The 13294-nt window shown below is 59.9% G+C and carries 11 protein-coding genes; all 11 read left to right on the top strand.

Annotated features, from left to right (window positions below; all coding sequences use genetic code 11):
• The first annotated feature begins 1 nt into the window (after position 1).
• Positions 2-427, top strand: a complete 426-nt coding sequence (locus tag ACSQ8V_RS07890) for an ExbD/TolR family protein (RefSeq protein ID WP_436205381.1) — start codon at positions 2-4, stop codon at positions 425-427.
• Positions 428-435: 8 nt separating this feature from the next.
• Positions 436-864 (top strand): ExbD/TolR family protein, encoded by a 429-nt coding sequence (locus ACSQ8V_RS07895; protein ID WP_436205382.1) that lies wholly within the window; start codon positions 436-438, stop codon positions 862-864.
• 59 nt (positions 865-923) lie between these two features.
• Complete coding sequence (locus ACSQ8V_RS07900) at positions 924-2132, top strand: tetratricopeptide repeat protein (RefSeq protein ID WP_436205383.1); 1209 nt, start codon at positions 924-926, stop codon at positions 2130-2132.
• 112 nt (positions 2133-2244) lie between these two features.
• Complete coding sequence (locus ACSQ8V_RS07905; RefSeq protein ID WP_436205384.1) at positions 2245-3243, top strand: succinylglutamate desuccinylase/aspartoacylase family protein; 999 nt, start codon at positions 2245-2247, stop codon at positions 3241-3243.
• Positions 3244-3710: 467 nt separating this feature from the next.
• Positions 3711-4262 carry a GNAT family N-acetyltransferase gene (locus tag ACSQ8V_RS07910; protein ID WP_436181500.1) on the top strand — a complete coding sequence of 184 codons (552 nt, stop codon included), beginning with the start codon at positions 3711-3713 and terminating at the stop codon, positions 4260-4262.
• Between the two features lie 60 nt (positions 4263-4322).
• Complete coding sequence (locus tag ACSQ8V_RS07915; protein WP_436181501.1) at positions 4323-5282, top strand: ABC transporter substrate-binding protein; 960 nt, start codon at positions 4323-4325, stop codon at positions 5280-5282.
• Positions 5283-5418: 136 nt separating this feature from the next.
• Positions 5419-7917, top strand: coding sequence for a TonB-dependent receptor plug domain-containing protein (locus tag ACSQ8V_RS07920; protein ID WP_436205385.1), 2499 nt, complete (start codon positions 5419-5421; stop codon positions 7915-7917).
• A gap of 137 nt (positions 7918-8054) precedes the next feature.
• Positions 8055-9056, top strand: coding sequence for an LLM class flavin-dependent oxidoreductase (locus tag ACSQ8V_RS07925; RefSeq protein ID WP_436181503.1), 1002 nt, complete (start codon positions 8055-8057; stop codon positions 9054-9056).
• 37 nt (positions 9057-9093) lie between these two features.
• Positions 9094-10416, top strand: coding sequence for an LLM class flavin-dependent oxidoreductase (locus ACSQ8V_RS07930; protein WP_436181504.1), 1323 nt, complete (start codon positions 9094-9096; stop codon positions 10414-10416).
• Positions 10417-10447: 31 nt separating this feature from the next.
• The gene (locus ACSQ8V_RS07935) at positions 10448-12262 is read left to right on the top strand and encodes an amino acid ABC transporter permease/ATP-binding protein (protein ID WP_436205386.1); all 1815 of its coding nucleotides are present in this window, start codon (positions 10448-10450) and stop codon (positions 12260-12262) included.
• A 44-nt stretch (positions 12263-12306) separates the two neighbouring features.
• Positions 12307-13251 carry an ABC transporter substrate-binding protein gene (locus ACSQ8V_RS07940; RefSeq protein ID WP_436181506.1) on the top strand — a complete coding sequence of 315 codons (945 nt, stop codon included), beginning with the start codon at positions 12307-12309 and terminating at the stop codon, positions 13249-13251.
• Positions 13252-13294: the final 43 nt, after the last annotated feature.

A 13294-nucleotide genomic window follows, 5' to 3' on the forward strand; every position in this document is an offset into this window, starting at 1 on the left:
CATGGCCATGAACGTTGCACAGGACGGTGACGAGGACGAAGTCATCGCCTCCATCAATACGACCCCTCTCGTCGACGTGATGCTGGTGTTGCTGATCATCTTCCTGATCACGATCCCGGTCGTCACGCACACGGTGCCGGTGCAATTGCCGAGTCAGACGGTGAACCCGCTGCAGACCAAGCCGGACAGCATCGAGATTGCGGTGAACAAGGACGGTTACTTCTTCTGGAACGAGAAGCTGGTCGATGCGCCGACATTGCTCGCGCGGCTGAAGGTGGCGTCAGTGAAGCTGCCGCAGCCTGAGGTGCACGTACGCGGGGACCAGGCGACGCGCTACGAATTCATCGGGCGAGTGGTCACCGCATGCGAGCGTGCCGGGATCGCGAAGGTTTCATTTATTACTCAGCCGCCGGCGCGCGGCGGCTAGGAGTCCGAATGGGAATGAACGTATCGTCGGGTGGCAGCGGCGAACCGGAGGTGATGGTCGACATCAACACGACGCCCCTGATCGACGTGATGCTGGTGTTGCTGATCATGCTGATTATCACGATTCCGATCCAGATGCACTCGGTGAAGATGAACCTGCCGGTCGGCAATCCACCGCCGCAGGCTGTGCCGCCGCCGGTCGTGCAGATCGACATCGATTTCGACGGGACGATCACGTGGAACGGCACACCGGTTACGGCCGGTGCCGATCTGGAGAAGCACATGGCCGACGTCGCGGTGCAGTCGGACCAGCCGGAGATCCACCTCTTGCCGAACAAGCTTGCTCCGTATAAGGATGTGGCCGCTGTGCTGGCCGCTGCGCAGCGCGAAGGTGCGACGAAGATCGGACTGGTCGGCAACGAGCAATATATGCAATGAGCGCGCGTGAGCGGTACGCGCGACAATCACTACAGTCAGGCAAGGACGTGGGGGCACGAATGATTTTTCGTAGCGTGAGGCGTGCCGCAGCAGCGGCAGCACTCAGTGTTTTTTTTGCGCTGGCGGGGTGGCCCGTCGTCTCTCACTCGGCCGACACGCTGCGTCCCGAAGTAGCAAAACCGTTGAACGACGCGCAGAACCTGTACCGCGCGCGCAACTATCGCGGTGCGCTCAGCAAGATTTCACAGGCCGCAGCGATACCGGGCAAGACGTCCTATGAGACGCGCGTGATCGAGGAGATGCAGGGCGCGGCGGCAATCGCCTCGGGAGACACCGGCGTCGCTGCCGGGGCTTATGAAGCGCTGCTGTCGTCGGGCGCGCTCGACAGCGCGAGCGCGCAGCAATTCTCGGCGGCGCTCGCCGGAATCTACTTCCAGCAAAAGAACTACGCAGCAGCGATCCGCACCGCGCAGCGTTACCAGAAGGCGGGCGGCACGGATCCGCAGATGCGCGAACTGCAGCAGCAGTCGTATTTCCTGTCTGGTGACTGCGTCAATGTCGTCGCGACGCTGAAGCCGGGCGTCGACGGCGCGCTGAAGGGTGGCCGCGCGCCCTCCGAGTCGCAGTTGCAGATGCTTGCGCAGTGCGCACAGACAACGAAGGACGATAGCGCGCATGGTGAGGCGCTGGCCGCACTTGTTGCGTACTACCCGAAGCCCGCGTACCAGGAGCAGTTGTTCGATACCGTGCGCAGCAAGCCGGGCTATTTCGCATCGCTCGATCTTGACATCTACCGGCTGCGGCGCGCGACCGGCACGCTGACGACAGTGGATCAGTACATGGAGATGACCCAACTCGCGCTCGTCGCCGGGGTACCCGCCGAGGCGAAGCAGGTGATCGACCAAGGTTTTGCGTCGGGCGTGCTCGGGCACGACGCACAGGCCGAGCGTGAGAAGCGTTTGCAGGCGCTTGTCGTCCGGCGTCTGCAGGGGCAGCACGACCCCAACAACCTGCCGGTGGATCCGGTAGATGGTGCGTTGAACCTCGTATTTGCGGGGCAGGCGCAGCAAGGGATTGGTGCGACCTCTGCCGCGGTCGGCAAGGATGCTGCCCATCCAGATGCGGCTCGCCTGCGTCTGGGTGAAGCGTATTACTACGCGGGACAGAAGGCACGCGCGGCGCAGGTGTTCGGCACCGTGAAGGGCGCCGATGGCTCTGCCGACCTTGCGCGCCTGTGGGCGCTAGTCTCGAATAAACGGAGTGAGTAGTTTGCTAATAGTTATCGGTCGGCTACGGGACGCTTATCCGGCGATAATCCGACTTTGTCCGGCCACATGACCAACCGTTTGGCTGGATAGCTCACGTAACGAAGGAAACCTGATGAGCTCCATCCACAACGAAATTGACTTGGATGCCGACGGTCGTCACGTCGGCTATCTGCGCCTGCCTTATTCCGTTCATCGTTCCGCGTATGGCTGGATTCCGATTCCGATCGCATCGATCCGCAATGGCGACGGTCCCGTCGTGCTGCTGATGGGAGGCAATCACGGCGATGAATACGAAGGACAGGTGCTCGTCTCCAGCCTGATCCGCGAAATTGAGCCGCAGTGGGTACGCGGGCAACTGATCTTCCTGCCGATGGCGAATTTTCCTGCCGCGGCTGCGGGCCTGAGGACTTCGCCACTAGACGGTGGCAACCTGAACCGCAGTTTTCCCGGCGATTCACAAGGCCCGCCGACGGCCGCGATCGCAGACTATATCGAGCATACGTTGCTCACCCGCGCACAATATCTGATCGACCTGCATTCGGGCGGCAGTTCGCTTCTCTATGACGGCGCCAATATGCTCGCCATCGAGCCGCGAGACCACGAGGAGGAGGAACGCCTCAAAGTATTGCTCGCGGCCTTCGGGTTACCGCGTGCGTTTCTGCATCGGCCGAATCCGGTTCATGCAGCGACCGCAGCGCGTCGGCAGGGCGCTATCTCGATCCTCACCGAACTCGGCGGCGGCGGTACCGTGCAGGCGAGCCTGCTGCGCGATGCGCGACACGGGCTGCTGAATCTGCTTGGTTTCATCGGACTGCTGAGCGGCCCGCTCGTACCGGACGGCCCCCCCGCGCAGACGCGCTTCTTCACGGTCTCCGGCTCGCGCCATTACGTGTATGCCTATGATCGCGGCGTATACGAGCCGCTCGTTGATCTAGGCGACCAGGTGGTCGCGGGCCAGCCAGCGGCGCGCATTCATTTCCCCGACACGCCGCTACGTGAACCGGTCACTACTTTCTTTGCGGGAACGGGCGAAGTTGTCTGCAAACGCGTGCCGGCCGCGGTGGAGCGTGGCGATTGTCTGTTTCATCTCGCCGAGGCAGTCGGAAAGTAGTGCCAAATAAAGTTTTCTGCTGATACCGTGGAAATGCACATGTCGCATCGACGGGGAAACTGCGCCGTCGCGTCATTGATTGTAATATTAATTACATATATGAAAGAATAAGAAAATAAATCAGCGATCGAGATGTTCTTTAGATTCAAATATTTAACCATAAGGCAGAATTTAGCTGCCGGTGTCATTATTTATATCTGTTTTATATTTGAAAGAAATATGAAATAAATTCGTGATGACTATCCTTTAAATTCGAATGTTTCGTCAGCGACGGAAACCGCGTGTCTGCAGAGTGATTAATGACGTGAATTATATATACGGTTTTCTTTGAATAACGATTCGTTAAATGTTTGGTTCGTTCCCCATCGGCTGCCTGTTATCGTATTTTCAGTTCGGCGGAGTACGGGCCGGACGGAATAGAGATTCAACAACGAGATAAACAGGGGCAATCGATTCCCTTATCGGCCATGACCTACACGATTATTGATACCACATTGCTGGATCCAATTGCGCGACCCCTCTTGGATGCGCTGCAGGTCGAATACGCGAGCCGTTATCGCGAGTTTCGGCCCGACAGCTCAGCATCGGCAAGTGAGGAAATGATGCGTTACCCGGCCGAGTCGTTCGCGCCGCCCGATGGGGCATTCATTGTGATCGTGCGTGACGGGGAGACGGTCGGCGGCGGTGCGTTCAAGCGCTATGACGCAACCACTGCGGAGCTCAAGCGGATCTGGACGCATGCCAGCCAGCGTCGTCAGGGACTGGCCCGTCTCGTCGTGCACGAACTCGAGGTGCGTGCGTTGCGCCAGGGATATCGCCGCGTCTACTTGACCACGGGCTTCAGGCAGCCGGAAGCAACTGGACTTTATCTCAATACGGGTTATGAACCTCTGTTCGATCGTTCGATCGCGCCGGAGATCCATTTTCGTCTTCCGTTTGGCAAGGATTTGCTGGAACCCGGCCGCGTCGATTCGTTGCACGACCTGGTTCAGTCCGAGCCGCTCGGCCTTCCGAAGTAGTGCGTGAAACGCATCGCTTAAACCGCCTATACCAACTATATCAACGGGACATATCAAGTCATGAAGCAAGGCCGGAATATTCTGTCGGCAGTGGCCACAACGTTCGTCGCACTGGCGGTGGGTTTAGCCAGCACAGCAATGGCTGCAACCTCAGCCACGACCGTAAGCACATTCAATCTGAGTCCGGATCAGCACGACCGTGTCCGAGCCACGCCAGACGCCGCAGCAATCAAGGCCGTTCCCGCTGCGTTTCCGTTCGCCGAGAAGGGTGAACTGGTTATCGGCATGGCAGTGGCGTGGCCGCCGCTCGGTGTATACGCAACCGATAACGAGACGGTTGTCGGCTTCGACCCAGACCTCGCGCAACTGGTGGCCGACGGTTTGGGGCGCAAGCTGAAAATCGTGGTGCTCGCATGGGAAGACTGGCCGCTTGCCCTACAGTCGGGCAAGGTCGACGCAGTGTTGTCCAACGTGACTGTGACAGAAGAACGCAAGCAGAAATTTGATTTCTCGACCTATCGACGCGACGTGCTCGGGTTCTACGTGACCAATTCAAGCCCGATCAAGGCGATCCGTGAGCCGAAGGATGTCGCCGGTCTGCGGATCATTACCGATTCAGGAACGAACCAGGAAAAGATTCTGCTCGAATGGGACAAGGAAAACGTCGCGCATGGGCTGAAGGCGGTGCAGGTTCAGTATTACGACGATCTTGCCGTACGGGATGTGGCACTTCGCTCGGGACGCGCGGATGCGATCCTGAGCGTCAATTCGGGACTCGCGTATGAAGCTGCGCAGAAAGGCGGGATACGCGCAGTCGGCACGATAAGCGGGGGCTGGCCGATTCAGGCCGACGTCGCGATCACCACACGCAAGGGTAGCGGACTTGCTGCGCCACTCACGCTGCTGCTGAACGATCTCATTCACAGCGGACAATACACTCAGGTACTCGACCGCTGGAATCTGGGTTCCGAAGCGATCGATACGGCCAAGACGAATCCTCCGGGATTACCCAAGAGCTAAGGCATCGAGGCAGCGGTCGCTGCTTCGATGATGCTCAGTTCTATTTCATTAGTATCACTAAAAATACCTTGGCGCATGGCTTAAATCAGCCGGTGTGCTGCAGCATGGTATCCACTCGTAACCAACGGGATAGTCGATGCGCGGGGCAAACAGGAAGAATCGGGCCGAACAGCCGGTCAATGGGGTTCGCAAGAAAATGCTATCGGTTGCCGTGCTGGCAATCACGTGCAACGGCGCGGCGTGGGCGCAGGACGCGGCTGCACAGGGGCAAACGTCGCCGGCCGCAGAGGCGCCTGCGGTCAATCAAACGACGCCACCGGCATCTGCCGCGACGCAGTCTGGCTCTGGGGACACGGTGCGGCAGGACACGGTGGTCGTGACGGGCACGCGCACCGATACAAAGGCAAGCCAGAGTCTGACCCCGATCGATGTAATCAGCGGCTCGCAGTTACGCTCTACCGGGCAGAGCAATTTGCGCGATGCGCTGGTCCAATTGTCGCCGTCGATCTCGCGCGAGAGCTATGCGGGCGACGCCGCAGTGCTCACCGACGCGTTGACGCTCCACGGCCTGAGTCCGGATCACGTACTCGTGCTCGTGAACGGTAAGCGTCGCCATACCACGGCAAATATTGCGCTCGACGGCGGATTGAATCAGGGTTCGACCGGTGTCGATATCGACATGATTCCGGTGGGACTGATCGATCACATTGAAGTCCTACGCGATGGAGCCGCGGCGCAGTACGGCTCGGATGCCATCGCGGGCGTCATCAACATCATCCTGAAGAAAAATTCACACGGGGGTGAACTGCAGTCGACGAACGGCCAGACCTATGCCGGCGATGGCTTCAAGACCAGCAATTCCGCGAGTGTCGGCCTCGATCTGGGTGGTAAGGGGTTTCTAGACCTGAGCGCAGAATATGATCGCCAGAACCATACGATACGTACCGGGCCTGACGATTATTTCGGCACCTTCAAGCCGGGGCACGGTTATTACAACCCGATCGAGGGCGATCCCGCCAGCACGCGCGAATCAGTCGGTTACAACGCTGGGTATTACCTCGGTGACGACGTCGAGTTGTATGGCTTCGGAACGTATGCGCATCGCGATGCGCAGGCCTACCAGAACTATCGCCCGCCTTCAGTACTGCCGACGGTCTATCCGGGCGGGTTTGTGCCGAGGGAGACGATTAGCGAAAACGACTTTTCCGTTACTACGGGTATCAAAGGTCAGAATCTGTTCGGATGGTCGTGGGATTTGAGTACGACCTACGGCGGCGATCATGACGTCGTCGGATTGGAAAACTCGGCGAATACGGGGTTATACGCGTCGCAAGGATATACGCCGTCAAGCTTCCATCTGTCTACGGTCAGCAACACGCAACTGACGAACAACCTCGATTTCTCGCGGGCATTCCAACTGCCGCTACTCCCGGCGCCGGTGAACGTCTCGTGGGGTGTTGAGCAGCGTCGCGAGACCTATTCTGTGGGAGCGGGCGATTACGCCTCCTATATCGATGGCGGTGCGCAGGCGCTGCCGGGTCTTGCTCCGGTCAGCGCGAGTGACAACTCGCGCAACGTGGTCGGCACGTATATCGATCTATCGACACATCTGGCACCAAAATGGACTGTTGATCTGGCCGGACGCTTCGAGCATTACAGTGACGTAGGCAGTACGACGAACGGAAAGTTCTCGACACGCTACGATTTCACGCCGGCTATTGCTGTGCGTGGCAGCGTCAGCACCGGATTCCGTGCCCCGTCGCTGGCCGAGGAATACTACAGCAACGTGAATGAGTCGCCGGCATCGGTCAGTGGGCTTCTCGCTGCAAATTCAGCGGCGGCCAAGCTGATCGGCGCCCAGCCGCTCCAATCGGAAAAGTCGACCAACTATAACGTCGGCCTTGTGCTAACGCCGGCGAAGGATCTTCACGTGACGCTGGACGCTTATCAGATCGACATCCGTAACCGGATCGTCGAAGGCGGCACGGCGTCGGGCGATGCTGCGATCGCAGCAATGGAGGCTGCGGGCCTGTCAGTGCCAGGCTCGGTCCCCGCGTCAGCGGTATCGGCGAGCTACTTCACGAACGGCGCGAGCACGCGTACCCGCGGGATCGACCTGACAAGTACCTACCATACAGGCTTCGGCGCGTATGGGCAGGTGGACTGGGACCTGGGTGTCAACATCAACAACACCTCGGTCACGCATGTAGCGAACGGACCGAACGGACAGCCCGAACTTAACGCGCAGCAGGTCGCCTGGCTGAGCACATCAACGCCAAAGAACAAGATCATCATTGGTGGGACGTGGCATCGAGACAAGTGGGCTGTGACTTTGCACGAGACACGTTTTGGTTCCACGACCAGTCAGGAAACCTACATCGTTGGGGCAGATGCATTCTCGACCACCCAGTTCCTCCAATTCAAGAATGCAGCCAGATATATAACCGATCTCGAGGTTCGCTACGATGTGACGAAGAAGTTCCAGATCGCGCTGGGGGCGAACAACCTGTTCAACGCGTACCCGAGCAAGCTGCCCTTCGAGGCTCAGCTCGAGGGTGCCCAGTACGACGCATTTGCATCGACGATCGGCGAGAACGGTGGCTTCTACTATCTGCGCGCCCGTTACCAGTTCTGACGTTTTCTTTATATGCATAGCAAGATTTGCTCGAACGATTCTCTACCCCGATAGCCATAATGGGATACGGGTGTTGTTCAGAAAATTCCCTAAAACTTTTTCCCGATGCACCCGCGGGTGCGCTGGAAGGGCCTGATATGTCGTATTCACTTTCGATTCTCGACAAGAGTCCGATCGCCGACGGAACAAGCGCCTATGACGCGCTGCGCTTTACCGTCCAGCTTGCGCAGCGTGCCGAGGCGTTGAATTACAAGCGTTACTGGATTGCCGAGCATCATGGAGCGCCGGGGCTCGCTAGCTCGGCGCCGGAGATTGTCGTGTCGCATCTGCTCGCACATACCTCGCGTATCCGCGTTGGTTCCGGTGGCGTGATGCTTCAGCATTACAGCCCTTTCAAGGTTGCGGAGTCGTTCCGGGTGCTGGCATCGCTCGCGCCGGGTCGCGTAGATCTTGGCGTTGGCAAGGCGCCGGGCGGCCTGCCCTTGACGACTCGCGCGTTGCAATGGTTTCACGACAAGGAAAAGAAACCCGACTTCCGGGGGCAGCTCGCGGAACTCGACGCGTTTCTGAAGTCGGGTGTTGATGAAGATCATCCGCTTGCTGGAGCAGTTGCGTTTCCTGCGCCGCCCGAGGCCCCGCAGGGCATCCTGCTGGGCGCCAGCCCCGAGAGCGCCGCGCTCGCAGCAGAGTACGACTGGCAATTCTGTTACGCCGGTCATTTCAATCGCGATGAGGTCAACCTCCAGCGTTCGATCGACACCTATCGCAACGCGACCGGTCGCACGCCGTTGCTTGCGCTTTACGCCTTTGCAGCGGAGTCGAAGGCTGAGGCCGCGCGTCATGTCGGACCGCTGCGGATTTTCAAGCTGCAGCTTGCAACCGGGCAGAGCGTCAACCTCCCCAGTCCGGAGGCCGGCGCGGAGTTCGCCCGGCAGGTCGGCGTGACCGACTACAAGATCAACGAGCTGCATCCCCACCTCATTACCGGCACCGCGGACGATGTGCGCCAGGAACTCGACGCATTGCATGAACGCTTCGGTATTGAGGAATTCGTGATCGACAGCCCGGTTGCGGATTACGCGCTGCGCCTGGCTTCAGTCGAAGCGCTGGCCGGTGCGCGGCAGACCGCCCGCGTCTGATTTTTTTGCCCCCCATTCCCGTTTAACGGATCAAAACATGACTCAGCGAAACCTCACTTTCGGCATCATGCTGCACGGCGCAGGCGGCCACATGAATTCATGGAAGCATCCCGCCGGCCCTGCGGATGCGAGCGTCAATCTCGATTTCGTCACCGGTATCACGCAGAAGGCCGAGGCTAACGGCGTTGCGTTCGCGTTCGTGGCCGATGGGCTGTATATCAACGAGAAGTCGATTCCCCACTTCCTGAACCGCTTTGAGCCTATCTCGATCCTGTCGGCGCTCGCTACCGCGACCTCGAAGATCGGTCTTGCGGGCACGCTTTCGACTTCGTACAGCCATCCGTTTACGGTGGCGCGCCAGTTCGCGTCGCTCGACCTCATCAGCGGCGGCCGTGCGGGTTGGAACGTCGTGACGTCGCCGCTTGAAGGTTCCGCGAAGAACTATGGCGGTGAGCATCCTGATCACGAACTGCGCTACGAGATTGCCGACGAATATCTGCAAGTGGTGCAGGGACTATGGGACAGCTGGGACGACGACGCATTTGTGCGCGAGCGCGAGAGCGGGCGTTTCTTCGATCGCGACAAGCTGCATACGCTCGATCACAAAGGCAAGTTTTTCCAGGTCGCCGGGCCAATCAATATCCAGCGTTCGCCGCAAGGCCAGCCCGTGATCTTCCAGGCGGGCGCGTCCGAGTCGGGAATTGCGCTCGCCGGCAAGTATGCGGACGCGGTATTCACGCCCTCGCCATCGCTTGAAGAGACGCGGGAATTTTCGGAGAAGGTACGTCAAAGCGCGGTCGAGCACGGGCGCGCGGCCACCGATGTGAAGATCTTTCCGGGTATCGGCCCGATCGTCGGCACGACGGCAGAAGAAGCCGAAGCGAAGTATCGCGCCATCCGCGATTTGCTGACCATCGATGACGCGCTTGCTTATCTGGGGCGCTTCTTCGAGCACCATGACTTTACGCAATACGCGCTCGACGAGCCGTTCCCGGATCTCGGCGAGCTTGGCACGAACAGCTTCCGTTCAGCAACCGATCGCATCAAGGCCGACGCCAAGCGCACGGGCGCCACCCTGCGCGAGGTTGCGCTGGAAGTGGCGACACCGAAGTCGCAGTTCATCGGTACGGGCGAGCAGATCGCCGACGAACTGATCCGCTGGTTCGATGCCGGCGCCGCTGACGGTTTCATCCTCGGGTTCCCGGTGCAGGCTGAAGGATTCGCCGATTTCGTCCAGTACGTGATTCCCGCGCTAGAGGCACGTGGCCGCTACAGCCGCACGCTGACCGGGACAACGCTGCGCGATCACCTCGGCTTGCCGCGCCGCGAGAGCCGCTATGCGAACGCGGAAACGGCATGACGAATGGCTTACCACCCAGGAGGAGGGGATTATGAGCGATGCCACCCAGCAGCTTGCCGGCCAGGTCGTCCACTCGGGCCACCCGAACGAAGACGCGGCAGGTCGCGACTACGCGCACTATCGGATTGTCCCGGCACGGCATCATGCACGCACGGCCGGAACGGTGCTAGCGATCGTGCTGATTGGTGTCGTACTGAATTCGGTATTGGGTAATCCGCGCTGGGGCTGGGGTGTCTTTGCGCAGTGGTTTCTCGCGGGGCCGGTACTCTCGGGCCTCGGCCGGACGCTCGTGCTCACGGCGCTCAGCGCGCTCTTTGGTTTTACGCTTGCGATCCCGCTTGCCTTGGCGCGGGTATCTCGTTCACCGTTGCTGGCTGGCTGCTCGTGGGCGTTCATTTGGTTGTTCCGCTCGATCCCGCCGATTGTCCTGCTGCTCTTGCTGAACAACCTCGGCTATCTGTACGAGACGATCTGGATCGGCGTGCCGTTCACGCACATTGCACTACTGAATGAATCGACGACGAACCTGATCAGTCCATTCTTTGCGGCAGTGCTCGGGCTCACGCTGAACGCCGCGGCATTCTCGGCGGAGGCAATTCGCGGAGGGATCCTGTCCGTCGATCACGGGCAACGTGAAGCGGCCGCCGCACTTGGCTTGCCGGGCGGCCGTCAAGTGCGGCGCATCGTGATGCCGCAAGCGATGCGTGCGATCCTGCCGACCGCGTTCAACGACGTGATTGGCCTAGCGAAAGGCACATCGGTCGTCTACATTCTCGCGATGCCAGACTTGTTCTACACGGTGCAGATCATCTATCACCGCAATCTGGAAGTCATCCCGCTGTTGATGGTCGCAACCGTCTGGTATCTGGTCATCCTGACCGTGCTATCGGCGATCCAGGTTCATATCGAACGGTACTTCGCGCGTGGCGCGACACGCGCGCCGGTCGTGCGCTCGCCGCTGACCGCGCTGCTCGGAGGGTGGCGCCGCGCGCGCGCTGCGCGCAGGGAAAGTGCTGCTAAACAGCCGGAAGGGCAACATCGCACGGTGGCTGACTCGGGCGCGGCCGGCTGGGCGCAGCTGCGGGTCGGCGGCAAGGTGGGCATCCATAACGTATCGAAGAGCTTCGGCACCCTCAAGGTGCTCGACGACGTCTCGCTGGCGTTTCCTTCGGGAAGCGTCACTGTGATCCTCGGTCAATCGGGCTCAGGCAAGTCGACCCTGCTGCGCTCGATCAACCACCTTGAACGCGTTGACGACGGCTTTATCGACATCGATGGCGAACTGGTTGGGTATCGCAAGGACGGGCGCACGCTTTACGAGCTCAAGGAAAAGGACATCCTGGAGCGGCGTCGCGCTGACGTCGGGATGGTGTTCCAGAGCTTCAACCTGTTCCCGCACCTGACTGTGCTTGACAACGTTATCGAAGCGCCGTTGGCGGCTGGGGTGCCGCGCGCTCAGGCTGAGGGGGAAGCGCGCACGTTGCTCGCGCGCGTGGGACTCACGGGCAAGGCTGACGCGTGGCCGCGCCAGTTATCCGGAGGCCAGCAGCAACGCGTGGCGATTGCTCGCGCACTTGCGCTCAAGCCGAAGGTCCTGCTTTTTGACGAGCCGACATCGGCACTCGATCCGGAGCTCGTCAACGAGGTGCTGGACGTCATTCGTCAGCTTGCGCGCTCCGGCACGACGCTGATCATCGTCACGCACGAGATCGGGTTCGCGCGCGAGGTCGCCGACACGATCGTATTCATGGACGCCGGACGTATCGTGGAATCCGGATCGCCGGCCAGCGTGCTTGGCGACCCCGCTCATCCCCGCACCCGTGAATTCCTCTCAAAGGTGCTGTAGCACTTTTAGCACCTTGCAACTATTGATACCAGAATATCCCGACGATGACAAAGCGAAGAGTATTCCTAACCAATGTAACGGTATTTGCCGCCGCTACAATAATCTGGCCGGCCGGGCGCGCCTTGGCCGGAACCCGGTCGTTCGACTTCAGCCCGGAACAGCGTGGACGGTTGCGGGCTCCAAAGAATCCGTCAGCTGTCCGGCTGTTGAGCAATGGCTACCGTCCTGTCGAGGCGGGCGTGCTGACGGTTGCCGTCGCGCCATTTGCAGCACCGCTCGCAACCTATGCGACGGACGCACGCACCATTGTGGGTTCGGATCCGGATTATGCGCTGCTAGTGGCCGATACTTTGGGCCTGAAGCTGGAATTCGTGCCTGTCGCATGGGCGGATTGGCCGCTGGGCCTCACCTCCGGCAAATACGACGCAGTGATCTCGAACGTGGGCGTGACCGAGCAGCGCAAGGAGAAATTCGATTTTTCGACCTATCGGCTCGGCTTACACGCGTTCTATGTACCCGTGGCCAGCTCGATCCAGTCGATACGCATCCCAAAGGATATCGCGGGGCTCCGTATCATTACGGGTTCTGGAACAATCCAGGAGCGCATCCTGCTCGAATGGAATAACCAGAACGTAGCCCAGGGACTCAAGGCTGCGACCCTCCAGTATTTTGATGATTTGGACTCGGCATCGCTCGCGCTGTTGTCCAATCGCGCCGATGCAACTTTCAATCCCCACGCGCCACTCGCCTACGCGGCGGCGACGCAAGGAAAAATTCGCCTGGTGGGCACCGTGAATGCGGGTTGGCCACTACGGGCCGACGTGGCGATTGCATCGCGCAAGGGCTCCGGACTCGCGCAGGCGCTGACCGAGGCGACTAATGGGTTGATCGCCGGAGGTCAATATAGGGCGGCGCTCGCCCGGTGGGGCCTCGAAACCGAAGCAATCGAGCGCTCGGACACTAATCCGCCAGGATATAAGGATTCCTGATCAAGTGGGAAAAGGTGACTTATCCAATAAACTAATACGCGTC

The sequence above is a fragment of the Caballeronia sp. LjRoot31 genome, from assembly GCF_964253885.1.
Classification (GTDB): domain Bacteria; phylum Pseudomonadota; class Gammaproteobacteria; order Burkholderiales; family Burkholderiaceae; genus Caballeronia.

What these genes read in the sequence shown, in the direction of transcription:
- ACSQ8V_RS07910 (WP_436181500.1), top strand. Translation starts at nt 3,711, where the DNA reads ATGACCTACACGATTATTGATACCACATTGCTGGATCCAATTGCGCGA.
- ACSQ8V_RS07895 (WP_436205382.1), top strand. Translation starts at nt 436, where the DNA reads ATGGGAATGAACGTATCGTCGGGTGGCAGCGGCGAACCGGAGGTGATG.
- ACSQ8V_RS07930 (WP_436181504.1), top strand. Translation starts at nt 9,094, where the DNA reads ATGACTCAGCGAAACCTCACTTTCGGCATCATGCTGCACGGCGCAGGC.
- ACSQ8V_RS07920 (WP_436205385.1), top strand. Translation starts at nt 5,419, where the DNA reads ATGCGCGGGGCAAACAGGAAGAATCGGGCCGAACAGCCGGTCAATGGG.
- ACSQ8V_RS07915 (WP_436181501.1), top strand. Translation starts at nt 4,323, where the DNA reads ATGAAGCAAGGCCGGAATATTCTGTCGGCAGTGGCCACAACGTTCGTC.
- ACSQ8V_RS07900 (WP_436205383.1), top strand. Translation starts at nt 924, where the DNA reads ATGATTTTTCGTAGCGTGAGGCGTGCCGCAGCAGCGGCAGCACTCAGT.
- ACSQ8V_RS07935 (WP_436205386.1), top strand. Translation starts at nt 10,448, where the DNA reads ATGAGCGATGCCACCCAGCAGCTTGCCGGCCAGGTCGTCCACTCGGGC.
- ACSQ8V_RS07925 (WP_436181503.1), top strand. Translation starts at nt 8,055, where the DNA reads ATGTCGTATTCACTTTCGATTCTCGACAAGAGTCCGATCGCCGACGGA.
- ACSQ8V_RS07905 (WP_436205384.1), top strand. Translation starts at nt 2,245, where the DNA reads ATGAGCTCCATCCACAACGAAATTGACTTGGATGCCGACGGTCGTCAC.
- ACSQ8V_RS07940 (WP_436181506.1), top strand. Translation starts at nt 12,307, where the DNA reads ATGACAAAGCGAAGAGTATTCCTAACCAATGTAACGGTATTTGCCGCC.
- ACSQ8V_RS07890 (WP_436205381.1), top strand. Translation starts at nt 2, where the DNA reads ATGGCCATGAACGTTGCACAGGACGGTGACGAGGACGAAGTCATCGCC.